Origin of the sequence: Thermococcus radiotolerans (assembly GCF_002214565.1) — an archaeon.
Classification (GTDB): Archaea; Methanobacteriota_B; Thermococci; order Thermococcales; family Thermococcaceae; genus Thermococcus; species Thermococcus radiotolerans.
In genome coordinates this window covers 1792782-1817756 of sequence record NZ_CP015106.1, presented here as the reverse complement: position 1 = coordinate 1817756, position 24975 = coordinate 1792782, and the positions used below count along the sequence as shown (strand labels likewise).

Annotated in this window: 24 protein-coding genes; 13 read left to right on the top strand and 11 right to left on the bottom strand. The window is 53.5% G+C overall.

From position 1 onward, the window contains the following. The first annotated feature begins 32 nt into the window (after positions 1 to 32). The 10 genes from A3L10_RS09925 to A3L10_RS09880 all read left to right on the top strand — a co-directional run bounded on the left by A3L10_RS09925 (position 33) and on the right by A3L10_RS09880 (position 12514). Positions 33 to 2255 carry a prenyltransferase/squalene oxidase repeat-containing protein gene (locus A3L10_RS09925; protein WP_088867459.1) on the top strand — a complete coding sequence of 741 codons (2223 nt, stop codon included), beginning with the start codon at positions 33 to 35 and terminating at the stop codon, positions 2253 to 2255. Between the two features lie 7 nt (positions 2256 to 2262). Beyond that, on the top strand, positions 2263 to 3432 hold the full coding sequence (locus A3L10_RS09920; RefSeq protein ID WP_088867458.1) for an FtsZ/tubulin family protein: 1170 nt from the start codon (positions 2263 to 2265) through the stop codon (positions 3430 to 3432). Further along, on the top strand, positions 3425 to 4054 hold the full coding sequence (locus A3L10_RS09915; RefSeq protein WP_088867457.1) for a hypothetical protein: 630 nt from the start codon (positions 3425 to 3427) through the stop codon (positions 4052 to 4054). Before A3L10_RS09920 ends, A3L10_RS09915 begins: the two co-directional genes overlap by 8 nt. A 38-nt stretch (positions 4055 to 4092) precedes the next feature. After that, a complete protein-coding gene (locus A3L10_RS09910) occupies positions 4093 to 4725 on the top strand; it encodes a class III signal peptide-containing protein (protein WP_198362073.1) in 633 nt (210 codons plus the stop codon). A 2-nt stretch (positions 4726 to 4727) separates the two neighbouring features. Further along, positions 4728 to 5168 (top strand): hypothetical protein, encoded by a 441-nt coding sequence (locus A3L10_RS09905; RefSeq protein WP_088867456.1) that lies wholly within the window; start codon positions 4728 to 4730, stop codon positions 5166 to 5168. Next, on the top strand, positions 5149 to 5622 hold the full coding sequence (locus A3L10_RS09900; RefSeq protein WP_088867455.1) for a hypothetical protein: 474 nt from the start codon (positions 5149 to 5151) through the stop codon (positions 5620 to 5622). The genes A3L10_RS09905 and A3L10_RS09900 overlap by 20 nt, the downstream gene beginning before the upstream one ends. Then, positions 5619 to 6788, top strand: coding sequence for a hypothetical protein (locus A3L10_RS09895; protein WP_088867454.1), 1170 nt, complete (start codon positions 5619 to 5621; stop codon positions 6786 to 6788). Before A3L10_RS09900 ends, A3L10_RS09895 begins: the two co-directional genes overlap by 4 nt. Before the next feature lie 239 nt (positions 6789 to 7027). Continuing rightward, positions 7028 to 9247 carry a hydrolase gene (locus A3L10_RS09890; protein ID WP_088867453.1) on the top strand — a complete coding sequence of 740 codons (2220 nt, stop codon included), beginning with the start codon at positions 7028 to 7030 and terminating at the stop codon, positions 9245 to 9247. Beyond that, positions 9247 to 11763: a DUF2341 domain-containing protein gene (locus tag A3L10_RS09885; protein WP_088867452.1), complete on the top strand. Its 2517-nt coding sequence runs from the start codon at positions 9247 to 9249 to the stop codon at positions 11761 to 11763. Before A3L10_RS09890 ends, A3L10_RS09885 begins: the two co-directional genes overlap by 1 nt. A gap of 4 nt (positions 11764 to 11767) precedes the next feature. After that, the gene (locus A3L10_RS09880; RefSeq protein ID WP_088867451.1) at positions 11768 to 12514 is read left to right on the top strand and encodes a DUF2101 family protein; all 747 of its coding nucleotides are present in this window, start codon (positions 11768 to 11770) and stop codon (positions 12512 to 12514) included. On the opposite strand, the gene A3L10_RS09875 is transcribed toward A3L10_RS09880, so the two are convergent. The 9 genes from A3L10_RS09875 to purD form a co-directional block, all read right to left on the bottom strand. Continuing rightward, a complete protein-coding gene (locus A3L10_RS09875) occupies positions 12469 to 12744 on the bottom strand; it encodes a TonB-dependent receptor (protein WP_088867450.1) in 276 nt (91 codons plus the stop codon). The two genes, A3L10_RS09880 and A3L10_RS09875, sit on opposite strands and share 46 nt — an antisense overlap. A gap of 154 nt (positions 12745 to 12898) precedes the next feature. After that, entirely contained in the window at positions 12899 to 13468 is a 570-nt protein-coding gene (locus A3L10_RS09870) for a GMP synthase subunit A (RefSeq protein WP_088867449.1), read from the bottom strand. 9 nt (positions 13469 to 13477) lie between these two features. Next, positions 13478 to 14401, bottom strand: coding sequence for a glutamine-hydrolyzing GMP synthase (gene guaA / locus A3L10_RS09865; protein WP_088867448.1), 924 nt, complete (start codon positions 14399 to 14401; stop codon positions 13478 to 13480). A 69-nt stretch (positions 14402 to 14470) separates the two neighbouring features. Beyond that, complete coding sequence (locus A3L10_RS09860; RefSeq protein ID WP_088867447.1) at positions 14471 to 15466, bottom strand: formate--phosphoribosylaminoimidazolecarboxamide ligase; 996 nt, start codon at positions 15464 to 15466, stop codon at positions 14471 to 14473. Beyond that, a complete protein-coding gene (purL, locus tag A3L10_RS09855; protein WP_088867446.1) occupies positions 15463 to 17604 on the bottom strand; it encodes a phosphoribosylformylglycinamidine synthase subunit PurL in 2142 nt (713 codons plus the stop codon). Before purL ends, A3L10_RS09860 begins: the two co-directional genes overlap by 4 nt. Positions 17605 to 17608: 4 nt before the next feature. Next, a complete protein-coding gene (gene purQ / locus A3L10_RS09850) occupies positions 17609 to 18280 on the bottom strand; it encodes a phosphoribosylformylglycinamidine synthase I (RefSeq protein WP_088867445.1) in 672 nt (223 codons plus the stop codon). A 1-nt stretch (position 18281) separates the two neighbouring features. Beyond that, the gene (purS, locus tag A3L10_RS09845; protein WP_088867444.1) at positions 18282 to 18524 is read right to left on the bottom strand and encodes a phosphoribosylformylglycinamidine synthase subunit PurS; all 243 of its coding nucleotides are present in this window, start codon (positions 18522 to 18524) and stop codon (positions 18282 to 18284) included. A gap of 10 nt (positions 18525 to 18534) precedes the next feature. Further along, positions 18535 to 19677: a formate--phosphoribosylaminoimidazolecarboxamide ligase family protein gene (locus A3L10_RS09840; protein ID WP_088867443.1), complete on the bottom strand. Its 1143-nt coding sequence runs from the start codon at positions 19675 to 19677 to the stop codon at positions 18535 to 18537. A gap of 10 nt (positions 19678 to 19687) precedes the next feature. Next, complete coding sequence (purD, locus tag A3L10_RS09835; protein WP_088867442.1) at positions 19688 to 21004, bottom strand: phosphoribosylamine--glycine ligase; 1317 nt, start codon at positions 21002 to 21004, stop codon at positions 19688 to 19690. Between the two features lie 105 nt (positions 21005 to 21109). Here purD and purE point away from each other — a divergent pair, with 105 nt between their 5' ends. Further along, positions 21110 to 21541 (top strand): 5-(carboxyamino)imidazole ribonucleotide mutase, encoded by a 432-nt coding sequence (gene purE / locus A3L10_RS09830; protein ID WP_088867441.1) that lies wholly within the window; start codon positions 21110 to 21112, stop codon positions 21539 to 21541. A 130-nt stretch (positions 21542 to 21671) separates the two neighbouring features. Here purE and purT read toward each other — a convergent pair whose 3' ends face one another. Further along, complete coding sequence (purT, locus tag A3L10_RS09825; RefSeq protein WP_088867440.1) at positions 21672 to 22961, bottom strand: phosphoribosylglycinamide formyltransferase 2; 1290 nt, start codon at positions 22959 to 22961, stop codon at positions 21672 to 21674. Positions 22962 to 23078: 117 nt separating this feature from the next. Between purT and purM the strand changes: the two genes are divergently transcribed. Next, positions 23079 to 24080: a phosphoribosylformylglycinamidine cyclo-ligase gene (gene purM / locus A3L10_RS09820; protein WP_088867439.1), complete on the top strand. Its 1002-nt coding sequence runs from the start codon at positions 23079 to 23081 to the stop codon at positions 24078 to 24080. A gap of 30 nt (positions 24081 to 24110) precedes the next feature. Then, the gene (locus A3L10_RS10350) at positions 24111 to 24281 is read left to right on the top strand and encodes a hypothetical protein (protein WP_198362072.1); all 171 of its coding nucleotides are present in this window, start codon (positions 24111 to 24113) and stop codon (positions 24279 to 24281) included. Here A3L10_RS10350 and purC read toward each other — a convergent pair. Then, the gene (gene purC / locus A3L10_RS09815; RefSeq protein ID WP_088867438.1) at positions 24265 to 24960 is read right to left on the bottom strand and encodes a phosphoribosylaminoimidazolesuccinocarboxamide synthase; all 696 of its coding nucleotides are present in this window, start codon (positions 24958 to 24960) and stop codon (positions 24265 to 24267) included. The two genes, A3L10_RS10350 and purC, sit on opposite strands and share 17 nt — an antisense overlap. Between the last annotated feature and the right edge of the window lie 15 nt (positions 24961 to 24975).

Sequence of the window (24975 nt, the reverse complement as noted above, 5' to 3'; positions counted from 1 at the left end):
GCCGCTTAGAATGAGCTTAGGGGTGTAAGGTGATGAAGAAGGTTCTGGCTCTAGTAATGATTGTTCTCATGCTGATTCCAGCCGTTAGCGCCGGAACGATAGACGGCTCCGCAAGGTTTCTCAAGGATGCGGCCAAGTCAAGCCAGCAGACGAGGGAAATAAGCCTCGCTATAATGGCGCTCTCCGAGGCCAGCAACGATCTGGAGTGGGACATGGCTCCAGACCTGAACAACCTCGTGACGACGCTTCTCAAGTATCAGAACCCTGACGGGGGATGGGGCCTGTACCCCGGCGAGACCAGCAACGTCCTCGACACGGCTTACGCAGTTATCGCCCTAGAGAAGGCAGACCCAATCCTCGGGGCACTGCAGGTAGAGAGCGTAAGGGACGCCATCAACCGGGGAGTTTCATACCTCCTCTCCGCGGAGAACAAGGGCGGATGGGGCTACGTGCCGGGAACCCCGACCTCGTGCTATCCAACCCTCGTGGCGATATGGGCCCTTGGAGAGAGCGGATACAACTACAACAGCAAAGTCGTTAGGGACGCGATAAAATACGTGGAGAACACCACAACCTGCGAGATATCCGAGTACGAGGCCCTCGCCCTGAAGCTCATAGCCTACCACAGCACAGGTTATCCCGTCGATAACGAGACCATTGAAAGCGTCAAGGAAATCCTTCTCAACGACGAGAACCTCAAGATGAAGGAGCGCGCCATGCTAACGTACGCCCTCGTACTTCACACACCCATAGACTTCGACACGGCGAGGATACTCATCAAGCTGGAATCGTACAGCAAGAGCACGAACGACCTCGTTTACTGGATGAACACTCCAGACCTCTTCTCATCGACGGAGCTCATAGCCACCACCTCCTACGCCCTCATGGCTTTCTCAACACCGTTCGAGCTTCCACCTGCGAAAGAGGTAAAGAACCCCTACGAGATGCCATGCCAGGAGCTGAAGAACATACAGAACCCCGACGGGGGATGGGGTCTCGGACCCAACGAGCCCTCCGACGAGAAGGCCACTTACTACGCACTTATGAGCATCCAGGCGTGCTATCCCGAGAAGGAGAGCATTGAAAAGGCCCTCGCGTGGACGAGAGAGGCCTTCGAGAGGGACGCGGCCTGGATGAGGCAGGAGCGCAGGATGTCCGTCGGCTACTACTACGCACTGAAGACGCTCCTCATGTACAACAACCTGACCGCCGAGGAAAAGGCTCAGGCGGAGGAGCTGATACGCAGCGTTCAGCTCGACTACGGCCTCTGGGGCAACACCGTTCTCGGTCCACAGCCCTACGAGACCGCACTGGCCATCAAAGCCCTCCGTGAGCTCGGAGTCCCAGCAAACGACTCCCTGATTCAGAAGGCCAAGGAATGGCTCCTGGGCATAAGCAACGACGGATGGGGAACCCACGTAACGACGAAGTACTACTCATACATGCTCAAGCCGGACGTGCTGACGACCATAACCGTCCTGGAGGCCCTGGAGAGAATAGCCTCCCAGGAAGAGCTCCAGCCCCACATAGACTGGCTCATTGACCAGAGGATCGAGGGCGGCTGGCCGTACTGGAAGACCTACTACGTCTGGGAGAAGAACAGGGAGTTCCCGGGAACGCCGACCGTCGAGCTCACCCTCAGGGCAACGGACCTTCTGATCAACTACGGGTACAACTACACCAACGAGACGCTTGAATTCGTCATGAACGCCAGGGACTCCGGGGCCATAGACAACAAAACGATAGAAATCGCCAGCGCAGTAAACTACCTCTCCCGCTTCCAGTACGTTCCGCCGGTGAGCCTCTACGATGTAAGGGGCGCCCTCGACAGCAATGTGTTCGGAATAATCGCACCCCACATGGACGGTGCCACGGTAAACGAGACGATAGACATGCTCAACGACCTCTTCAGCGGCGGCTTCATAGCCCTCAACACAACCACGATAGGCGAGGGCAGCTACATAGTCATGACCCACTACGGCGAGTACTTCGTGAGACCGTACAACCCATACCTGAAGTTCCACCTTACAAACGAAACCGTCACCGTCGGCAACGTCACGGTGCCCGTTGACAAGGCGGTCATTCTAATTCCTGGCAAGACCCCCAAGGGAGTCGTCCTGTTCGTATTCTACGAGCAGGAGAACGCCGAAATTGCCAAGGAGGTCTTCACCACAGGCTTCATAAGGTACATCAGGGGAGACGCGATGGTTCTCCTCAACGAAAACGGTAAGGTGCGGGTAATAGTCGTGGGGTGATTAAGAGGTGAGGGCTCTAATCATAGGGGTCGGCCAGTGCGGAACGAAGATAGCCGACCTCTTCGCTCTGGTTGATTTTGAGGCTCTGGCCATAAACACCTCCCGGGGCGACCTGGAGTACCTCAAGCACGTTTCCCAGGAGCGGAGGATACTCATAGGTGAGAGCCTGACCGGCGGCAAGGGGGTCAACGCGAACCCGATACTCGGCAGGGAGGCCATGAAGCGCGATTTGCCCCTCGTCATGCGTAAGATAGGTTCAATAATCGGCTACGAGGATATCGACATCTTCTTCCTGACCTTTGGCTTCGGCGGCGGAACGGGCGCCGGAGGAACGCCCGTCCTGGCCGAGGCGCTCAAAGAGGAGTACCCAGACTCCTTGGTGGTGGCCATCGGCGCACTCCCCCTCAAGGAGGAGGGGATAAGGCCCACCATCAACGCGGCGATAACCATCGACAAGCTCTCGAAGATCGCGGACTCGATAATAGCCATAGACAACAACAAGCTCAAGGAAGGGGGCGACGACATAAGCAAGGCCTACGAGAGGATTAACTACACGATAGTCGAGAGGATAGCGTCGCTCTTAGCCCTGGTTGACGTTCCCGGCGAACAGACGCTGGACGCGAGCGACCTGAAGTTCGTTCTCAAGGCCTTCGGAAGCTTTGCAACGGTCGGCTACGCCAAGGCCGACGCGGGCAAGGTAAAGAGCCTCTCAAGGCTCATCATCAAGTCGTTCGAGAGCGAAGGCCTGTACCTCGAGGCAAACATCGAATCGGCGCTGTACGGGCTGGTTGCGATTCACGGGCCGCCGGAGATGCTGAAGGCCGCAGACATATTCGAGGCGCTCAACTATCTCACCAACAAGATAAGGGGCAAGCAGATATTCCGCGGCTTCTATCCGGACCCGCGCGAGAGGGAGGTGGAGGTTGTAACCCTCCTCAGCGGCATCTACGAGAGCAAGAGCATCGAGGACATAATCATCACCGCCAAGCAGTACGCCCAGTCCTTCATGGAGGCAAAAGAGGAAGCGGAGAACAAAAAGAAGGAGCTCCTAAGCGGCCTGCCTGACTTCGACGACGTCTACGCCAAGGGCGGGAGCGAGCTGAAGGGAATCCCCGACGGAGAGTACCCGGACATCGAAGGTATAAGCAAGAGGCTCCGGAGGGAGAGGGATGACTGAGCCGATAAAGGACTCCGTCGAGGTGGCCCTCGACCTCAACGAGAAGGAGGTCTACGCCCACATTGCCCACGAGAGCGCCGAGGACATCATTCGAATTATCTCCTCCCTCGATGCCGAGAGGGCGAAGCTCCACGGGGAGGTCATCTACTACAAGGACGACTGGGACGACCTCATCCGGGAGAGGATAGCCAAGGGAAAGCGCCACACAGCCTTTGATTTCTACAATCCTGCGCTGCTCGACATCTGGGAGCAGAAGGTCAAGGAGATTAAAGAGGCGAAGAAGCGGGAGAAGGGCCTGTACGCCGCAATAGGTGCGACGATAGGTGCAACTGCACTCGCGTCCTTCTTCACTGGCCAGCCGTACTTCATCATCGGGCTTGCAATACTGCCAGCGGTTCTCCTGATCAGGGACTCCACCCGTGAGAAGCTTGATTTAATCTACTATGAGCTGACGCAGTTCTTCATCGACGAACTGGCCGAGCTGATAGAGAAACACTCCCTTCATCCTGAGAGGTACAAGTTCAAGATATTCAGCGGAGATTACTTCGGCGTTGAGACTAAAAGGGTCGGAACCGGCCTTTTCGCCGTCGTAAACGCTGGAAAATCGGAGAGTAACGATTAAATAGATGTTCGGAGATATACCATACTGAGGGGAGAGATATGCGGATAAAAAAGCGTGGTCAGGTTTCACTTGAGTTCATGTTAATCTTTGGAATGATGCTCATACTCCTGCTTTACTCCGTAAACAACATCACGTTCAGGGAGGGCTCAACCTCAACCGAGACCCTTCGAATTCAGATAAGCCTTGAGGAGAAGAACCTCGCCAATGCTATCTCCAACACGATATCACAGGTTTACGCCCAGGGCCCTGGAGCCAAGTCAACCACCTATGTGAGACTGACGTACCTGCGAGACCCCGAGATGCTCCGGAAAGGGCTGAACGTCAATAACGCTTCCGTGTTTATAACCTACGGAAACTACAGCGCCGAAGGCAACGGCACGTACGTCACCGTAACCGGAACCAACGTTACCGCCGTTCTCAGCGGCGGGAACAAGAACGTCTTCTGGAGCAGGGCGATGTACCAGGCGGTTCTGTACACCAACTCATCCGTATGGTCGCCGTCCGGAAGCGTCACCTTTGGATCATCCACGGTCTACGGGCTGGATCTCGACCCCGCGACCCTCCCGGCAACGCTGGAGATAGTCGTTGAGTGGAACCCCGACAACCCCAACTCATGGATGTTCAACTCAACGACCGGTGAGCTTCACATAAACATAAACCCCGGTGGATGAAGATGAAACGGGGACAGATAAGCCTTGACTTTCTCTTCGCAGTGACCCTGATAACCATCACGATGCTCAACCTAGTCTACATTGCGGACAGCGAGAGGGCCCATTCCGAGACCTTTGACACGATCGCAAAGCTGAAGGCATTCTCCGTGGACGTCAGGGACTCAGTGGTGAAGGTTTACGCGGCGGGAGACGGATTCGCGGTAAGGAAGGAGCTGCCGATAAAGCTGGACTCAGGAGACAAGGTTACTGTCAGCCTGATTACTCCTGATAGCATTGTTGTCAACGCGAGTCTGGGAGGAAGGGGCTACACCGTCGTTCAGAGGAGCCCGGTTCCAATATACGAGAACAGCTCGGTAACGCTTACCGACACGAAGAGGGATTTCGGCATAGTGGCGACGTACAACGAAACGGAGGGGAGACTCGATGTCGTCCTCTCGCCGTAGGGCCCAGAGCGCCATAGAGGTTCTGTTCATCCTGGCGATAATCCTAGCGGGAGTCCTCGTGGTGACCCCATCGTACCTGAATGAGAACACCGCGATGTCCGCGGTATCCTACGTCCGCACTTCGGCTTCCGACGCGTGCGCATACCTAAATACCGGCGTTGTTAGCAACGAAAGCATATATTCTCCCCTCAACGCCATAATAACGGCGAGCAACTACACGTACAGGGCTTTCCAGCTCGCCGGCGTTCGCAGTGCGGACGTAAACGGCAAGATGCAGATCAACATCACCATAACCTACGCGGGGGCCGGGCTTCCGGAGGCCACCATTGAGGCTAACATAAAGCAGTACATAGAGGACGACCTAGTCTCCAAGACCAACGTCGTTAGGGAGAACGGAAAGCTGTACCTCCGGGGAAGAGAGATTGAGATAAACGTTGATGTGGTGAGAAGATGAGGCGCGGTCAGCTGCTTTCACTCGATGCGATGCTGTCCATGGTGATAATCATACTCCTGCTTGGCACGATAACCACGACGTCCAACGCCCTAAAGGGGGAGATAACCACAGTGCTGGGCTGGTATGAGAGGGCCAACGTGGGCGACAACATGCTGGATATACTCGTGAAGAACCCTGGAACCCCCGACAACTGGACGGAGAATCCCACGAATATCGTACTTTTGGGTCTCAGGGACAATTCGTACCCCTTTGCAATAAGCTCTCAGAAAATTCAGGCGCTGGGCAACTTTATCAACGTCTCATCCGTAGTTACAAACCTCTACAGCATAGCGGACTCTAAGGATTTCCAGCTTGAATTCTACCTAACCACGACAAACATAACGGTCTCCGGTGAGTTTCCAGAGGAGATACTCATGAACCTCACGAGTGAGTTACAAAACATCAAAATAGCACTCTCAACGGACAACTCAGGAAATAAGGCGTTCCGGGTGAAGTGCGACAGTGTCCTTCTTAACGGCGAACCCTCCCCAACGGGAAACCCCCTTACGATGGACAAAGGGGACGTCCTGGAATTTATAACAGTTGACGAGGCCCAGGTCTTGGTTTCGGGAAATACCCAGGTGGGGATAATCCCGCCAGGGTCATACGTAGCAGTGAAACTGGTAGACGCACAGAGCAACTATCATTACAGCTTCGGTTCTTCGGATGGCGCATGTACACTACACATTGGTGGACATGGACATGTGAAACTGATGATACACGGAAATAGTGCGGGGAATCTCGCCATAAAGCACGTGGTCATACCAGCGGCCAACCTAACCACCGCCTCCCTAAGGATTGCTGTGATAAACGGAACCGTTGTCGAGGATGAGAGTACCATAAATGCCTCAAAATCCCGTTCTCCATGGGTGGAGTACATCTCAAGAAGAGTTGTCAGTTCGAACCTGATATACGAAAAAACATGGGTAGTGGGAACAACACAGCCGATTCCAATTCTCGTGGGGACCTTAATCCACGACGTCCCGGGCTATGCGTATCTCGAAGTCCAAGTACCCGAAAACAGTGTTGGAAACCTGACCCTTGTTGCGATCGATGGAACCGTCCTCAGGGGGATTCTAATCCAGAGGGGCTCTCCTGGAGATGCTTTGAATGCCACCATAGCATAGAAGACCAACGAAAGAACCTACGCCGAGTTTTATGCTGGGGACACAACCTCCATCAAAATTCCATGGAGGGCACTGTTTTCGGAGTTCAACGATGAAACCAGCGAAAAACCTGTAGAACTTTGGGTGTATGAGAACTCCTTCGGAAGTAACATCACGATAAACGATCTTGACAACATAGGTCTCCTTATGAAACCCTCCTTCAGGACGACCGTTATAAAACTGTGGGTGTGGGATGACTCATGAAGAGGCGAGGATTCATATTCACTCTGGATGCGATACTTGCACTTCTCCTAGTCACCATGTTCGTGGTAAGCATAACCCAAATCAATCCAAGCACGCAGGTGTACTCCACCTACATGCGCTCCCAATCTAAGTACCTGGCAGAGGATTCCCTCACAACGATGAGAACACAGCCTCTTTGGACGTTCGTCCCACCAGGAGTGATAAAGAACTGGACAGACGACGGAACACTGAATCTTGCCCTCGTTAGTCCGGACATGTCCCCTATAGATATCGTTGCCACTTACTGGGCGACAGCCCCGCTCTTTCCAGGAGCAAACCTTACCCACAAGGCAGAAGTTATACTGGGGTACATACTAAACAGCACCCTCAAGGACTACAACTACGAACTCCTGATAAACAACTACACAAGCCCGTACCTCCGTAAGGTCGGCTCCAACTACTCCGCCGCCCAGGACGTTACCCCAGCGACCCTTATACTCAGCGGCTACGCCTTCAACCAGACACCGAGGGGCTACATGGCGAGGGCATTCCTCAACAAGCTGGGGAGCAAGGAGAACACATACACGATAAGGGGCGGATACATTGAGTCTGCAGCTCCAGACTCTGATGAACACGTGACAATAAAGTACGTAATACCCGCAGGTACTATTCCTAGAGATGCCGTGATAGAGGAGGTAAAATGGTTTATTGAAGGAGCATGGGTTGATAGTACATATCGCTTGTATGTTAATGGGAACCCAGTCACATGCACCGGAGAGATAACCGGAAATCAGTATGACCAGTGGAGTCTTGTTGAAGCGAATGACTTAGTCAGAGACTCCACCAATGGAGATTCATGTAATCTAGTTGAAGTAGTCCAAGATGCTATTAGTAACGGCCAAGAAGTTGTGTTCGAAGTTCAGAACTACAACGATAACTACTATTATAATAGACGTACCAGAGAGTGGTATTACCGGGGGGGCGAAGATGCAGCTCAATATGTGACCGTAAAGTACAAAACATCGACTCCCTCAACGTTAAAATTCCCCAAAAAGTTTTATCTCGATGATGTCACCTCAAACTATGGGATAGAATACTGGAAGTTCTTAATGGTGCCGGGCATATTAACTGGCATGAACATTCAAGTGGCTGCAGAGAACATAAGTCCCACCGATAATATCACGCTGAGATTTGTGTTTACCAATGAGGTTAATGTTAGCCCAACTTATTGCCAATACAATATCACCACAGAAATCAAAACATGTTACTGGACAAATGCAACAATATCCCAGGCTCTAAGTGGTGCGGGATACAATTATTCACAAATCTCAGGCAAGTGGGTCGTCCTTAAATTTTTCATCGGCGGTAATGGGGATGAAAGTTCCAAAGATTTGGAATATTCAAAGAGGATACGTCTAATCAGGGATTTGTCATTCATAGAAGCCGATTACACGCCCGGGGTTCTCCTCACTTCATACACCATAGATATAACAGAGCCCATAAGCCTTCCGAATCAAGATTGGACCGACTCTGTGGCAATAAACTTTAACGTGCCCCAAGGAACAACTCCTCTGTGGGTAAGATTCCAATTCCCATGGAGATACTATGCAGGTACAACCCCCTACCAAACTATGCAGATTAGTAACCCTCTACTAGTAGCCCCAACATATATTTACTGCTACGATGGAGGCGGAGATATAACATGTAACCCCTCAAATCCGTTTACACATTTTGCCCAGATTGGATATTCCAAAGACAGCTTTGACTACAAATATGACCCGCTCCCCAATGCGATCGCCCCAGGGGATAACAGCATCACGATATCATTAGGGAACTATTACAGACTACAACCAAAATATGGATATGGAGAGCTCACATACGTCATTCAGGGTTTCGCAGGCTACGGCAATGTATTCCCAGCCCTTCTGAGACCCGGGTGTTCCGGCTACAATATAACGTACTACTGGGTTGGGGACAACTCGCCTCACTATGTGACCGCGGGAGATTCCCCCTACTGCGATGTCACTGCCCAGGACCTCCTCGACGGTAGGGGCAGATACGCAGTCGACGACGCAATAATAAGGCTGTTCAACAACCTGGGCGGAGACGGGACCCAGGCCGACCCGATACTGGTGCAGCTACCGCCAACGGTTAACATAGTCTTCGTCTCCATGGGCAACATACCAGGCCTGTTCCAGCCCATCACCATAACACTCAGAGTCTGGAGGGAGAGCTGATGAGAAAACGGCGAGCGTTCCTAATGAATTCAACGGTCATCCTCCTGCTCATACCCCTGATGCTACTCTTAGCGACGTACGAGGACGTCTCGTCTCAGATAATAATGAGCCAGAGCGAGAGAACGCAGGTTGAGAAAACGTACAGGGTAGTCTCGTACGTTGAGCTGGACTTTCAAAGAACCCTCGAGATATCCGGAAAAAGAGCTATAGTCACCGTTGTAGATTACATTGCAAACACACGGGACTTTTTGGACCCAAATGACCCAAACGGCATGGCAAACGCCACAATACGTGACCTAGTTTTGTTTGGCCAGTCCACACAGGTTGCGAGCAACTACTCCGAACGGCTGATGAAGGATCAAACGGTTCTAGGCTGGCTCGGTAACATCTCTCAGAAGCTGAGGCAGCAAGGATACGAGCTCAGGATAGCAAATAAAACACTCGGCGAGATTAGGACCATGAGTTCTTCTGAGAGGAGCAATTTCCTCAGGAGCAACATCGAACTAACCGTTGCTCCATTGGACGCCTTTAGGATAGTCATACGGGCCAAGATAAGAGATGTAACGATTTCAGACGTCTCCGGAAAGGTTGTTTATACCGGCCCCATACCAAGGGAAAACTACGTATATTCAACAATTTCAATCGAAAACCTTGAAGATCCCATATTCTCTGCACTAACATACGGCAGATACTACCGCTCAATTGAGCCCTGTGAATATACCTTCCCCGAGATCATAGAAAGGCCCATTAAGACCCTCTATGGAAACGGAACGAGTGAGGATGATCACGTCCTTGGAAAGTACTCCTCAACGGCCTGGGATTCCGGTCATATCTTCTACGGAAACACATATCCTGGGGACGGTGCCGATGGATACGTACTGCGCAACGGCAATATAACCAGCATATCCTCCCCCGTCATTGTAAACACTACTTTAAACGGCGTCCCAATTTCGCCACTAGAGGTCTTCAACGACGATGACGTTGGAGTTCTTATTTTTGAAAATGTTAGTGGGGAAGCGGAAAGAGCCACTTGGTGCTCTTTATTGGGGAACAGACTTAACGTAACTATCCAAAATAGCAGAGGGGACGATCTAACGAACTTCCAAGTTCCCATTTACATTGACAGCTCCCACATCACAGATCCAAATACATTAAACACGTTTTTTGACACTGCGGATCCCGATGGGAATAACATCCCTATACTGGAGATCTACGACTCAAATTGCAATCCTGTAAACTTTTGGGTTGAAAATTGGGATACATCGGACAAAGAGGCACTGATATGGGTTAATGTCACAATCCCAGCAAATTCCCAAGTAACGCTTAGTATATATTTTGATTCAAGCGGTATAGAGACACTAGGAAATGCAAGTAGGGTATTTGATTTTTATGATGAGTTTGACGGAAATTCACTGGACACAACAAAATGGACAACGAATACAGATTATTATTCAATTGAAAATGGGTACATCAAGATGTGGGGCAACTGGAACAACCAATACTACATAAATACTCTCAAAAGTTTTGTTCCGAATGTGATTATTGAAGGTGTTTGGAGGCTTGGAGGATACACTTATTACAGAGGGAGGAATGTATACCTGTATGATACCGATTTAACCATCGGTCTAGTACCACAACAAACCACACCATGGCTCAGCAATTCCGCTATTTATGCATGGTACGATGGGTATGACTATGATGGGTACTCTTGGAACTATAAATCCCTAAGAGTATACGACTCGTATCCTGCTGTTGGGAATCAAATAAGGTCCACAGAGTGGCAAGGTTTTCAAGTGATTTATACTGGCACTCAGATACAATTTTGGGATTCTTATTCAAATAGCTGGTTAACTAGTGGAGTGTCGCCCCCTCTAACAAGGTTCCATCTGCAGATCGCTGCGGATACAGATTCAGATACAAGGCATGGGTACATTGACTGGATACGTGTTCGTAAATATACACAGATTCCTCCAACAGTCACAATATCAACTCAAATAGAACAAAGACCAACTCAAAATGCACAAATACAAATAACAGCAGGGAGAGCCTATGACCTCCAGCCGCTGATATCGTGCATAATAGACCAGAAGTACTTTGGAACCTACACGGGCGTATCGTTCTTCGAGCGCCTTGAAAACAGCAGGGTAAACCACAACAAGTACTTCCAACTAGCAAAGAGCATACAGGACGAGCTCGGACTGAAGTACGGTGGAGAGTACTATCCGATAGGTCTCGTCAGCTTTATGGTGCCCAATGCAGACTACGACAGAAAGCTCTTTGACATATTCAACAACTTTGGAATATCAGTCGAAGAAGGGCAGACGAGCGTTGACTACTACTTCCTCAACTACTACTTCGGAAGCATGACAAAGACGCCCGGCTACCGTGTCTGGGGCATTTCCTACGGCACAAGTGCACTGACTGGAGACTTAAGCATAGTGCCGTTCTTTATGGATAACCAGACGGCCATTGCGATACTCGGACCTACAGGAGCAGAGGACCTGCTGAAGGGGTGAAATCATGTCGGTGGAAGACATCCTCTACGGAATCGGTGAGTCTGTGGATTCAGCGATCCACGGCATCATAGATTTCATCAATCCCTCCCCCTCAAAGGAACCGCCGAGCTTTAAGTACCTGAGCAGGCTCGTGAAAAAGAGGCTCACAACTCATGAGTACCTCAGCCTCAAGCTCCAACTGGCATTTCTTCTTTACCTTATTGTGAACCTCGGCCTGCTCTTCATCAAGGCTAGTCCACTGTGGCTTGTGGGAGTGGCAGTGGTGTACTTCCTCTATCTTCGCTATACCCTGGTCAGAAACAGAGAGTTCTTTGTTGAGCACGAGCCGTACAGGTTCTTCTACTATGCAATATCGGCAATTTCCTTTGCAGTTTTCCTCGGGTACCTGATGATACGCAGGATAGCCACGAGCATCTACTATTACTACGCATATCTCCTTGTGGCCTTTGCAGTCGTCATGGCATTCAGGTGGTACTTCAAGCAGAGATACGGGAGGGACTACACCTACGGCATTGTTGAAGAGATCAAAGGCGATGTCGTCAGGGTCTTTGTGCACGACGACATAGCGGCAAACGTCAAGCCCGGCCACTACTGGGTCGATGCCGTGGAAGACCTAGAGATTGGCAGGGTGGTGAAGCTTATCGTGGAGGACAGAAAGCTCAAGGGAGCGGTTCCGGTCAAGATAATAGAGGTCTACCTCACGGATCAGTCCTCCCAGAGCTCGACAGAGCCGAATGAAGAAACCGAATGAAGAACGAGCAGATAAATCGAGTGACAGGGCTCGACGAGGTTCGTCTTGACGAACCCCTTACCCCTCTTCTTTATCTCCAAGGGCTCGACACCGTGGCATTCCGGAAAGATTATGACTGCATCTTCGCCCTCAAGGAAACCGAAACCGAGCCCTTCGCAGATCTTCTTTAGGAACCCCCTGAACTCCTCCCATCTATCAATCTTGGTGCGGTAGTAGACCGTGTGCCCCAAACTATCACCAAAGATAGTAAGAACTAAACTTTAAAAAGTTTTCTAATTTGCAATCTTTAGTCGTAACCAGCAAGAATTTTCATAGTGGCCCCAACGTGATGGAGGAGCGAGGATGAGAGAACCCGTTGCCGACAAAAGATGGGGAGAGGACCGACTATCTGAGCTCCCCGCAGAGCTCCGCGAAGTTGCGGTAAATGTCTGCCCCACGCTCGGTGTGGAAGACCTCGGGGTGGAACTGAACGCCGTAGAGGGGAAGGCTCTCGTGCTTCATGGCCTCGACCGGGCAGGTCTCACTTCTGGCCAAGAGCCTGAAGCCCTCGGGAAGCTCCTTCACCTCGTCCATGTGGCTCTCCCAGACCTTGAGCCTCTTCGGAAGTCCCCGGAAGATGTCGTTCTCCTCCAGTATCTCCACCTCAACGAGGCTGTATTCGGCCTTTTCGCCCCTTCCGACCTTTCCACCGAAGTGCTTCGCTATCAGCTGGTGGCCAAGACAGATGCCAAGGACGGGGACGCTAAACTCGTCGTAGTGCTCCAAGATGGCGGAGCAGTTGCCGGTCTTCTCGATGTCCGGGCCGCCTGAGAAGATTATGCCCTTTGGCTTCATGGCCTTTATCTCCTCAAGCGGTGTCGTGTTGGGGATTATCTTGGCCTCGACACCGAGGTATCTCAGAGTCCTCCAAATCCTGTGAACGTACTGCCCGCCGTTGTCCATTATGATTATCATACCACCACCTCACTCGAACTCAATCGTCGCCGGGGGCTTGTTGGTGATATCGTAGAGCACCCTTCCAACCTCAGGAATCTCGCTGGTTATCCTGAAGGCTATCCTCTGCAGGACCTCGAAGGGAACGTTCATGGCATTGGCGGTCATGCCGTCGAGGCTCTCAACGACGCGGACGGCGATTGTTTCTTTGTAGGCCCTTATATCGCCCTGAACGCCAACGGTCTTCACTCCCAGCAGAACAGCGAATGCCTGCCAGGGCTTCAGTCCCGCCTTCTCGATCTCCTCCTCGACTATAGCATTAGCTTCTCTAACAATGGCAACCTTCTCCGGCGTGACCTCTCCAAGGACGCGGACGGCAAGGCCGGGCCCCGGGAAGGGCATGCGGTTGTATATCTTCTCCGGGAGGCCGAGCTCCCTGCCAAGCTCCCTGACCTCGTCCTTGTAGAGGTCGCGGAGCGGCTCTATCAGCTTGAGGTTGAGCCTCTCCGGCAGTCCGCCAACGTTGTGGTGGCTCTTGATTTTCCCCTTGCTCTCGATCCAGTCCGGGGCTATCGTTCCCTGGATGAGGAACTGGGCGTCAATCTCCCTCGCGACCTCCTCGAAGACCTCGATAAAGACCCTGCCGATTATCTTCCTCTTCTCCTCGGGGTCTGTGACGCCCTTGAGCTCGCTGAAGAACCTCTCGCCGGCATCGATGTAGTGCAGGTTGAGACCGAACTCGTCCCTGAATGTCCTGACGACGAATTCAGGTTCGCCCTTCCTCATGAAGCCGGTGTTGACGAAGACCGCGTGGAGCTTATCGCCTATGGCCTTGTGAGCAAGCACCGCAGCGACCGAGCTGTCAACGCCGCCGGAGAGTGCTATTATTGCCTTACCATCGCCGACCGTTTCCCTAATCTCCTCAACCTTCTCCTCGATGAACCTCTCCCACATGAGCACCACCTTTTTGCCAACCATTCGGACGTCAATTTATAAACCTATCCGAGCGGGAATTAAACAGTTTCACGTCAAAATTTCGTCGAGCCTTTCCTCCTCACTAGCCTGTCTCAGCTCCATCGCTATCCTCCTTCCGGTGCTGACCGGATAATCATAGCGGAGCCAGCTGTAGGGGGAGCCGTGAACGAAGGGGTTCGTTCCAGCGACTATCCTGGCGGAAATCTCGAAGACGACGAACTCAAGCTCCTCGGTGAAGACTCCCTCCAGACAGAATGGGCCCCAGAGACCGCCCATGAGCTCCTCGGCAGCTTTAACCGTCCGCTCCCCGGCCTCGATGACGTCCATCAGCAGGCTCTCCCTCAGGACTATCGGGATGTTGCCTATCACCGTGTAGTTGGTGTTGGGTTCAAGGTCGAGCTGCTCTTTGGCCGGGATCCTGCCTATCGCGTCGGCGTTGGACTCATACCTTCTGTCAATGCTCATCAGCTCCAGCTCGCGGTTGAGCTTCGAGTAGAAGTAGTGGGGATAAACAGGAACGCCGAGGACGTACTCCTGTATCTGAATCCCGGCCAGATCCTCCTTGTCCCTGATGTTCAGTCTTTCTGCCTTTCTCCAGAAGTCCTCGGGGCCCTTGGCCAAGAAGTAGCCCTTTCCACCCTTCGCCCCGTGGGGCTTGACTATGACCGGCCCGTCTATGTCGTCTGGGTCCTCGTAAACCCTCGGAAGGCGAAGCTTCGCCTTCTCAAGCCACCTCCTCTCAAGTGTTCTGTCGCTCTCCCACTTCAGGACTTCTTTGTTGCCGTAGTAGGGGACGCGCATTTTCTCCACCAGCCCAACTCCAAGGTGGGCGACGAACGAGCCGGTGGGTATAACGACGGCATCCAAGCTGAGCAGCTCTTCCTCTGGATAGCTCCCCTCAATGAAGTAGTCCGCCACCGGGAAGTAGCGCGTGTAGAGGGGCTTAACGCGGGGGTTCCCAAAGGCTATCGTCTCAAAGCCCTCCCCCTTTGCCCCCTTCAAAATCTGAAGGGCCGAGTGTGAAGCATAGGTCGCTATTCTCATTTCTCCTCACCCATCAGCTTGGGCAGGGACTCGTGAATTGCTCTAATCTCTTCGAGGGGCTTCCGGAGGAGCTCCTTTCCGTCCCAGTGGAAGACTGCATCACTTTCCCCCGCCTTTCCGATGACCGCGAAGTGCCTGAAGGTGGCCCTGAGCTCGTCAAGGTTTTCCTCGGGGAAGGCAACTATGTAGCGTCCATGACTCTCGCTGAAGGCGACCTCGATCGGGTTTTGGACTTCCGCCGGAACCTTCGAGAGGTCAACCACAAAGCCGGTGTTTCCGGTGATGGCCATCTCCCCCAGGGCAACGGCTATTCCGCCCCTGCCAACATCGTGTACCGCCCTAACGAGGCCCTTCTTTATCGCCGTCAGGATTCCCTCGGCGTTAGCCTTCTCCTCGTCGAGGTTCACACGCGGGGCAAAGCCGCCTTCGACGCCGAGTCTCGCAAACAACTCCGAGCCGCCGAGTTCCGCCTTCGTTATCCCGACGACACCTATGAGCAGTCCGTCGCTCAGTCCCATCTTGGGAATCTTCTCAAGCTTAACCTTCCCGAGACCGGCAACCACTGGAGTTGGCTTTATCGGCCTGTCAACGACCTCATTGTAGAAGCTGACGTTCCCGCTGACGTACGCTAAACCGAAGGCTTTGGCCGCATCGGCCAATCCCCTAACGGTCTCGGCGAAACTCCAGTAAACCTCCGGTCTCTCGGGCGATGCGAAGTTGAGGTTGTCCACCAGAGCCAATGGTTCAGCCCCGACGCTCACGAGGTTTCTAACGACTTCAGCAACGGCCCCCATCGCGCCGTGGTAGGGGTTGAAGTAGCTGTGGCTGGGGTTTCCGTCGGCCACGAAAACTAAGCCGTATTCCTCGCTGAGCTTGAGCACAGCAGAATCCGCTCCTGGCTTGAGGACCGTCCTCCCCTGAACCTCGTGGTCGTACTGCTGCCATATCCAGCGCTTGCTTACGACGTTCGGACTGCTCCAGACGAGGCCAAGAGCATCTCCAAAAGAAACGTCCGGTGTCTCAGCAGGCTTTTCGATGCTGTAAGGTTTCAGCTCCCATTCTATCGTGGGAACGTCCGCCAGGAGCTCCACCGGAAGGTCCGCGACCTTTTCGCTCCTCCAGTAGACGATGAACCTCGGCTCCTCGATGACCTCCCCGACAACCGTCCATTCGAGGCCGTACTTCTCGAAGATTGCCCCAAGGAAGCTAACATCAGCCTCACTAACCGCAAAGAGCATCCTCTCCTGGCTCTCGGAAATCATGACCTCCGTTGGGGTCATTCCCGGCTCGCGGAGCGGAACCCTGTCGGCATGAATAATCGCACCAAAGCCCTTCTTTCCAGCCATCTCGGAGGCAGCGCAGGTCAAACCACCGCCACCAAGGTCTTTGAGCGCCTTGACTTTGCCCGTATAAACTGCCTCCAGCGTCGCCTCGATGAGGAGCTTCTCGGTGAAGGGGTCGGGAATCTGGACGGCGGAGCGGTCTTCCTCCTCCGCGTTCTCTCCGAGTTCTTCGCTCGCGAAGGTGACTCCGTGGATGCCGTCCCTACCGGTTCTGTTGCCGACGAGGATGAGCTTCAGACCGGCTTCAGTTACGTAGCTGTGGACGAGGTGTTCCGGCCTCATTATCCCGACGCAGGCGACGTTGACGAGCGTGTAGTTGTCGAGGCTCTCATCGAACTCCGTCTCGCCCCCAACCGTCGGAACACCTATCCTGTTGCCGTAGTCGGCTATGCCCTTGACGACATATTCGAAGAGGTATCGGTTTCTCTCCTTCTCCAGCGGACCGAAGCGTATCGGATCGAGGAGCGCTATCGGCCTTGCACCCATGCAGAGTATGTCCCTCACTATTCCCCCGACTCCAGTGGCCGCTCCCCCGTAGGGCTCGACCGCGCTTGGATGGTTGTGGCTCTCGATTCCAACGACTACCCACGTTTCGTCGTCGAACTTCACTATCCCGGCGTCCTCACCGGGGCCCAAAATGACATGCTCGTTCTCGGTCGGCAGGAGCTTGAGCCACGGTCTGCTCGACTTGTAGGAAGCGTGCTCGCTCCACATAACTTCGAGCATCGCCCACTCAACTTCGTTCGGCTCCCTGCCGAGCCTTTCACGGATGAGCTTCTCCTCGTGCGGAAACACAGAATCACCTCCTCGCCCACTCAACCATGCTTTTGAACAGCCTCAGGCCGTCTTCACTGCCTAAAAAGCGATCACTCGCACGCTCCGGGTGGGGCATGGTTCCGAGGACGTTGCCCCCCTCGTTGGCTATCGCCGCTATGTTGAGAACCGAGCCGTTGGGATTGGCTTCTTCGCTCACGTTTCCTTTCTCGTCGCTGTACTGGAAAACTACTCTGACCTTCGACGGGTCGTCAATGTAGTAGTTGCCCTCCGCATGGGCTATCGGCATTCTTATGACCTCTCCCGGCTCGTAGAGGAAAGTGAACGGCGTCTCGACGTCGTTAACGCGAAGATGAACCCACTTGCAGAGGAAGCGCGGGATTCTGTTCGGCCTCAGTGCTCCCGGAAGGAGATCTGCCTCCGTCAGAACCTGGAAGCCGTTACATATCCCAAGGATGGGCCTTCCCTCTCGGGCGAACTCCTTGACCTCCTCCATTATCTCCTGACGAGCGGCTATCGCCCCAGCGCGGAGATAATCAGCGTAGCTGAAGCCACCTGGCAGAACAACCCCGTCAAAGTCCTTGAGGTTGGCTCTGTACCAGACGCGCTCGGCCTCGGCACCGGCCTTTCTTATTGCCCTCTCTGTCTCGAAGTCGCAGTTCGTTCCGGGGAATACGATCACGGCGAAGCGGACCATCTCAGCTCACCGGCTCTATGCTGTACTCGTAGTCGTGGATGAGCGGGTTAGCGAGGAGCTTTTTGCACATCCCCTCTACTTCCTTTTCCGGTTCTTCACTCTCCAGCTCGAACTCGAAGTACTTGGGAACGCGAAGATTATCCACGGCGTATCCGAGGTTTCTGAGGGCGTTTCCTATGACCCTTCCCTCGGGGTCGTTCAGTCCTTCCTTAAGACGAACGATGACGGTAACCTTCCATCTCATTCCAACCACCTCATGTGAGGACTTTCTCAAGCTCGTCGAGCTCGATTGCGCGCTTTATCTCAAGGGCAACCCTCCTTCCGGTGCTCATCGGCTTCCTCCAGAGGGCGTTGCCGTAGGGATGACCCATCGCCATGTGAATGTTGGTTCCGCCGCCGGTTCTTGGAGCCACGTCGTAGATGTAGAAGTTCAGATCCTTGTCAACGGCCGTCTGGAGGGTGAAGGGCCCGATGATTCCAGGGGAATAATAGTCCTGGGTGGCCTTCACATAGCGCTCGGCCATGTCGAAGACCTTCTCAAGGAGAGACTCGCGGAGCGTTGAGGATGCATGACCTGTGACGGTGTATTCCGGCTCGAACTGGTGCCCCGGCAGGGTAAGCTGCTGGGAAGCAGGAAGGCGCACGTGACCGTCTAAGCTGGTCTCAAAGCGCCAGTCTATGCCCAAAAGCTCAATCTCCCCGTCGATCGGTGAATAGAAGAAGTCGAAGTTGAAGACCGGCCCGATGATGTAGCGCTCGATTCTGGCCCTGGTGAGGTCTTCCTCGGTGATTACGCCGAGCTTGATGAGCTTCTCAGCCTTCTCGCGGAACTCATTGTAGGAAGCAGCTGTGAAGAATCCCCTTTCGAGCCTCTTCTTCGCGTGCGGGAGCTTGACGATGACGAGGCCTATCTCGTCAATCTCCTCTGGCTTAACGGGCTCCGGATAGGGAAGCCCGGCCTTCTCAAGGAGCCAGTAGTAGCTCTTCTCCTCGCTTCTCTCCTCGCTTCTGAGGAGGTTTCTGCTGCCGAAGAGGGGAACTCTGAAGTCGTTCTCAACTCTATCAATGCCCGTGTAGACCACGAAGGAGCGGTTCGGCACGAAGATGACGTTTCTCTTGACCAGCTCCTCCTGGACATCAATGATCTGGGCAAACTTCTCAAGGACAATAACCTTGTCGATGAAGCCCTTGCTCAGACCGTCCCTCGTCTTCCGAAGCTTGAAGTACTCGGCGTAGGTTCTGTGCCTGCCCCTTTGGGCAACAACGAGAACCGGAAGACCTTCCTCCTTTGCACCGTCGGCTATGTCCAGCGCGGAGTGGCTTCCAATAACTCCGACAGTGATTTTCTCCGGATCGTAGCTTTCAAGAACGCTCAAAATCTCCTCACGGCTTATCATCTCAACCACCTCAGCATGAATTCGGCTCGAACTCCTTTCCAAACTCCCGCATCAGGCCAATCCTCTTCTCAACGCTCTCCTTCGTGCCGACGTCCCTGCGATAGAACAGCTCACCTTTCACGTGACCGATGGCATTCTGGGCTATCTTCTCCGCCTCTTCGAGCGTATCGGCGACTCCAACGACTGCTATGGCGCGGGAGCCGAGGAGCGTGAAGTTTTCATCAATGGAGGCGTAGTAGAGCTTCGCCCCGGTTTTGGTGATGGCCTTCTCGTCCACCTGAACTTTAACTCCCTTAATCGGGTTCAGGGGATAGCCCCTTGGAGCGAGGTACTTGACAACGGTGGCTTTGTTCTCAAACCTCGCCCTTCCAAGGTTACCGTCAACGATTCCCTCAGCTATCTCAAGCAGACTCGTCTTAAGGAGAGGGAGAACGTTCATTGCCTCCGGGTCGCCGAAGCGGGCGTTGTACTCGATTATGACAGGACCGTCTTTGGAGAGCATGAACTGGCCGTACAGGATTCCCTTGTAGGGCGTTCCATTCTTCCTCATGGCTTCAACGGTCGCTTTCAGTGTTTCAAGGGCCTTTTCGTAGTCCTCCCTCGGAACGAAGGGGAGAACGTGGCTCGAACATGAGTAGCTCCCCATGCCGCCGGTGATGGGGCCTTCATCACTCTCGTAAGCGTGAGGATAGTCCTGGGCGAGGGGCATCGGAAGGACACGCTTTCCGTCAGTGAAGACCTGGAAGGTGAACTCGACGCCGTCGGTTCTTTCCTCAATTAGAACCTTCCCGTCCTTCTGGATGAGCTCCTCGGCGTAAGCCTTGGCCTCTTCGTTATCCTGCAGCTGATAGCCGACCACCTTAACGCCCTTCCCACCGGTGAGACCGAGGGGCTTCACAACGACCGGCCTTCCGAAGTCGTCTATCCACGAGCGCATCTCAGAAACGTCCTCAAAGACGCGGAAGAGCTTCCTGCCTGGAATCTCATACTCCTCCATGAGGGAGCGGGCGAAGGCCTTGTTGGTCTCTAGCTGGGCCGCCTCCTTAGTCGGTCCAACCGCAGGGATGCCCTCACTCTCGAAGGAATCAACGATGCCTTTCTCGAGGGGGGTCTCAGGGCCGATAAAGGCAAGCTCTATCCCCCACATCTTGGCGAATTCAATAACTTTCTTGATATCCGTCTCCCCAGCCAGACCGTAGCCTTTCGCGAGCCTCGCCAGCCCAGGATTTCTGTGCTTCGAAACGACGTACAGCTCGGCGCCGCTTCTCACGAGCGCCTCACCGATGGCGTTCTCCCTACCGCCGCCTCCAACGAGCAGAACCTTCATGAGCTTCACCATTTACTTGTCAAAAACTTCAGCTTTTAAGCTTTGTTTTTACATTAAAATGGCAAAATTTATAAAGACCGAAGTAAACTCCCTCCGGTGAAGTCCATGAAGGTGCTCGTGGTGATGGGAAGCAAGAGCGACTCCCAGATAGCGGAGAAGGTTACTGCTGTTCTCGACGAGTTCGGCGTTGAGTACGACGTTGAAGTCGCCTCGGCTCACAGAAACCCAAAAAAGGTTGAGGAACTGGCCAAAAAGGATTACGAGGTGTTCATAGCGATAGCAGGGTTAAGTGCGGCCCTTCCAGGGGTTATCGCGGCCCACACGGTTAGGCCAGTTATAGGAGTTCCCGTTTCGGCGAAGCTCAACGGCCTCGACGCCCTCCTTAGCATAGCCCAAATGCCCCCTGGAGTCCCAGTTGCAGCCGTGGGAATAGACAACGGGAAGAACGCGGCATTACTGGCGATTGAAATCCTCGCGGTAAAGAACGAGGAGCTGAGGGAAAAGCTCGAAGAGTACAGGGAAAAGATGCGGGCATGAGCCCGCATCGAGACAATCTCTTATTCGACCCTCACTTTATTTTAGAAACGTCTGATTTAAGCACACATTTTGGAACATTTTAGCCTTTTTAAGCCTTTCCTTCTTTCGTCGAACTGTAACAAGATGTTAATCAAATTATGTGTTTCCTCCTCTCGTAATCCTGGGAGTGCCACTCTGAACCCTTGGTCCTAAGCTCGACCATGTGTGCCACCATCTCGGCACGCCTCTTTGCCTCTCCAACCTCCTTATCCCAAGCAAGCGCAACACCCAGTCTTCTACCTGGGTACGCCTCCGGCTTTCCAAAGAGGCGAATCGTCGAGTTGGGGACGCTCATGGCCTTAGCCAGGCCGCGGAACCGTGGGGAGTAGCCGGAAACGTTGGCCTTGATGACGTGGGTGGCAGCTGGCGTTAGGATTGGGAACAGGCGGTAGTCTTCAACCCACTCGCCGGGAATCGGAAGGCCGAGAACCGCCCTGAGGTGCAGTCCGAACTCGGAGAAACCCGTCGGGTGGGAAGCTAAAGTCACCATGCCCGTGTCATGGGGCCTTGGCGAGACCTCGTTGGCCCAGACCCTGTCGCCCTTCACGAACATCTCGACGCCAAACAGTCCAAGACCGCCGAGGACGTCGGTGATGCGCTTTGCTATGCGGTAAACCTCGCGTTCGGCCTTTTCGCTTATCTCTGCCGGCTGCCAGCTCGCGTGATAGTCGCCGTCAATCTGGTAGTGGCCGACCGGTCTCGGGAAGGTCGTGACTACCTCACCGTTCTCGTCGTAGTGTCTGACCGCCAACTCGGTAATCTCGACATCGAAGTCTATGTGCTCCTCGACGATTATCTTGTCCGCGCTACCGCGAGCCTTCTTCTTGGCCACTTCCCAGGCCTTCGAAACATCTTCCGGGCCTTTCACGAAGTAGGAGCCCTTTCCTGAGGAACTCATTATCGCCTTCGTGTGGCAGGGATAACCTATCCTCTCACAGGCCTCGTAGAGTTCGTCGAGAGTGGTCGCGTAGGCGTAGCGGGAAGTTGGAACCTTGGCTTCCTTCGCGAGGGTTTCCCTCGTCCTTTCGCGATGCATGGCAATCCACGTGGCCTTGGCATTCGGAACGACGAAGTAGCCGTCCTTCTCCAGCTCAAATAGAGCATCCAGATTTATGGCCTCGATCTCCGGGATTATCGCGTCGGGCTTTTCCCTCTCGACGACCGAGAAGAGGAAGTCCGCTTTGCGCATGTCTCCGACGTAGGAGCGGTGGGCGATCTGCATCGCCGGAGCGTCGGCGTAGCGATCAACGGCGATAACTTCCACGCCGAGTCTCTGAGCCTCAATCGCTATCTCCTTTCCCAGCTCGCCGCTTCCGAGGAGGACTATCTTCTGGGCAGAATCCGTTGTGGCCGTTCCGAGCTCATCACGGGGCTTGATCATGAACATCACCTCAGGTTTTGACGTTAAAATGTTAAAAATTCATAATATTTAAGCCTTTTTAAGCAGAAAAATGACAAACCTTTTAAGCCCTCGATAGAACTCCCCCCGGTGATGCTCATGCTGACCTACGCGCAGGCTGGAGTTGACGACGAGAAAACCGCAAGGGCCCTCAGGGGAATCATAGGGCTCGCGAAGGAAACATTCCAGTTCAGGAGGGGAAAACTTGGAGAGCCGAGTGAGATAGGCCACTACGCGGCGCTTATGGATTTTGGCGAATTCTACCTCGCCATGACGACTGACGGAGTCGGGACGAAGGTTCTGGTAGCGGAAGCCGTCGGCAAGTTCGACACGATAGGGATTGATATGATAGCGATGAACGTGAACGACCTGCTCTGCGTTGGGGCCGAACCGGTGGCGCTCGTTGACTACCTCGCCGTGAAGGGGCCGGACGAGAGGGTGTTCGATGAGATAGCCAAGGGACTCTACGAGGGGGCAGAGGAAGCGGGAATAGCGATAGTCGGGGGAGAAACCGCAGTGATGCCCGACCTGATAAACGGCTTCGATTTGGCAGGAACTGCCATAGGTACCGTCCAGAAAGGAAAGGTAATAACCGGCGAGAAGATAAAGCCCGATGATGCCGTTATAGGGATTTCGAGCTCGGGGATACACTCCAACGGTCTGACACTGGCAAGAAAGCTCCTCATCCCGAAGTATGGCCTCGAGTACGAATACGAGGGAAGAAAGCTCTGGGAGTGGCTTTTGGAGCCGACGAGGATTTATGTGAAGGCAGTTCTTGAGCTGATCGAGAGCGTCGAGGTTCACGGGCTGGCACACATAACCGGTGGGGGCCTGACCAACCTGAAGCGCCTCACGAATTACGGCTTCTCCATTGAGATGCCCCCCATCGAGGGAATATTCAAGCTCATCCACGAAAACGGCGTCCCCCTGGAGGAGATGTTCAGGGTTTTCAACATGGGTGTTGGCATGGTTGCTATAGTGCCGGGGGAGGAGAAGGAGAACGCACTTGATGTCCTCGACAGGCACTCTGAGGCCTTTGAGCTTGGAACCGTCACGGAAAAAGAAGGGATAGTCGTGAAGAACTACGGGGTAAGACTTTAAGCCCCTTCCCAAACTTTTCTTGGTGATCCCATGGAGCTCACGGTAAAGAAGAAGGCATTCCTTGAGAACCTGCCGGAGCTGGTGGAAAGGGCTGTAAGCGAGTACGGAATCCGGCTGAGGAGAATAGTAATAGAAGAAGACGAAAAGGGCTGCTACACAGTTCTCGTAACCTACGAGTCCAGCTTCAAGCCTCCCCAGTGAGACGGTGGTAGAGCTCCTCGTAGGCGTTTATCAGGTCGCCCTTGTCGAAGCGAAAGACGTCCTTGTCAAGGCTCTTCTTCGTCTTAGCGTCCCAGAAGCGGCAGGTGTCTGGGCTTATCTCGTCACCGAGGATAATCTCGCCTCTCTCGTTCTTTCCAAACTCCAGCTTGAAGTCGACTAGGATTATCCCGCGCTCGGCAAAGTACTCCTTGAGAATCTCGTTTACTTTAAGGGCTATGCGCTCCATCTCCTTTATCTCGCCCTCGCTTATCCCGAGAACCTTTGCGTGGTGGTGGTTTATCATAGGATCACCGAGGCTGTCGTCTTTATAATAGAGCTCGACTATTGGCTCCGGCAGTTCCCTTCCTTCCTCAATGGGAAGGCGCTTCTTCAGGCTACCGGCAACGACATTCCTTACAACGACCTCAAGCGGATACATCTTGAGCCTCTCAACGATGAGCCTGTTGTCTCCGGCGACGCCGATGAAGTGCGTCTTAACACATTTCTCCTCGAGAACCTTGAAGAGAACCGCGCTAATCTGGGCATTGAGCCAGCCTTTGCCCTTAAACTGGGCCTTCTTCTTGCCATCAAAGGCCGTTGCATCGTCCTTAAACTCCATGATGACCTTTCCATCGTCAAGCGGGATAACTTTCTTGGCCTTGCCTTCGTAAACCTGCATGGACTTCACCATTTT

Bases quoted from the DNA above. Each gene is read 5' to 3' on its own strand.
- purD (WP_088867442.1), bottom strand. From the start codon at position 21,004: ATGAAGGTTCTGCTCGTTGGAGGCGGCGGTAGGGAGAACGCCATCGGT.
- A3L10_RS10350 (WP_198362072.1), top strand. From the start codon at position 24,111: ATGGAGCTCACGGTAAAGAAGAAGGCATTCCTTGAGAACCTGCCGGAG.
- purT (WP_088867440.1), bottom strand. From the start codon at position 22,961: ATGATCAAGCCCCGTGATGAGCTCGGAACGGCCACAACGGATTCTGCC.
- A3L10_RS09860 (WP_088867447.1), bottom strand. From the start codon at position 15,466: ATGAGAATAGCGACCTATGCTTCACACTCGGCCCTTCAGATTTTGAAG.
- A3L10_RS09880 (WP_088867451.1), top strand. From the start codon at position 11,768: ATGTCGGTGGAAGACATCCTCTACGGAATCGGTGAGTCTGTGGATTCA.
- A3L10_RS09890 (WP_088867453.1), top strand. From the start codon at position 7,028: ATGAAGAGGCGAGGATTCATATTCACTCTGGATGCGATACTTGCACTT.
- purS (WP_088867444.1), bottom strand. From the start codon at position 18,524: ATGAGATGGAAGGTTACCGTCATCGTTCGTCTTAAGGAAGGACTGAAC.
- guaA (WP_088867448.1), bottom strand. From the start codon at position 14,401: ATGTGGGAGAGGTTCATCGAGGAGAAGGTTGAGGAGATTAGGGAAACG.
- A3L10_RS09895 (WP_088867454.1), top strand. From the start codon at position 5,619: ATGAGGCGCGGTCAGCTGCTTTCACTCGATGCGATGCTGTCCATGGTG.
- purM (WP_088867439.1), top strand. From the start codon at position 23,079: ATGCTGACCTACGCGCAGGCTGGAGTTGACGACGAGAAAACCGCAAGG.
- purC (WP_088867438.1), bottom strand. From the start codon at position 24,960: ATGCAGGTTTACGAAGGCAAGGCCAAGAAAGTTATCCCGCTTGACGAT.
- A3L10_RS09840 (WP_088867443.1), bottom strand. From the start codon at position 19,677: ATGATAAGCCGTGAGGAGATTTTGAGCGTTCTTGAAAGCTACGATCCG.
- A3L10_RS09900 (WP_088867455.1), top strand. From the start codon at position 5,149: ATGTCGTCCTCTCGCCGTAGGGCCCAGAGCGCCATAGAGGTTCTGTTC.
- A3L10_RS09910 (WP_198362073.1), top strand. From the start codon at position 4,093: ATGCGGATAAAAAAGCGTGGTCAGGTTTCACTTGAGTTCATGTTAATC.
- A3L10_RS09925 (WP_088867459.1), top strand. From the start codon at position 33: ATGAAGAAGGTTCTGGCTCTAGTAATGATTGTTCTCATGCTGATTCCA.
- A3L10_RS09870 (WP_088867449.1), bottom strand. From the start codon at position 13,468: ATGATAATCATAATGGACAACGGCGGGCAGTACGTTCACAGGATTTGG.
- A3L10_RS09915 (WP_088867457.1), top strand. From the start codon at position 3,425: ATGACTGAGCCGATAAAGGACTCCGTCGAGGTGGCCCTCGACCTCAAC.
- A3L10_RS09885 (WP_088867452.1), top strand. From the start codon at position 9,247: ATGAGAAAACGGCGAGCGTTCCTAATGAATTCAACGGTCATCCTCCTG.
- purE (WP_088867441.1), top strand. From the start codon at position 21,110: ATGAAGGTGCTCGTGGTGATGGGAAGCAAGAGCGACTCCCAGATAGCG.
- purQ (WP_088867445.1), bottom strand. From the start codon at position 18,280: ATGGTCCGCTTCGCCGTGATCGTATTCCCCGGAACGAACTGCGACTTC.
- A3L10_RS09905 (WP_088867456.1), top strand. From the start codon at position 4,728: ATGAAACGGGGACAGATAAGCCTTGACTTTCTCTTCGCAGTGACCCTG.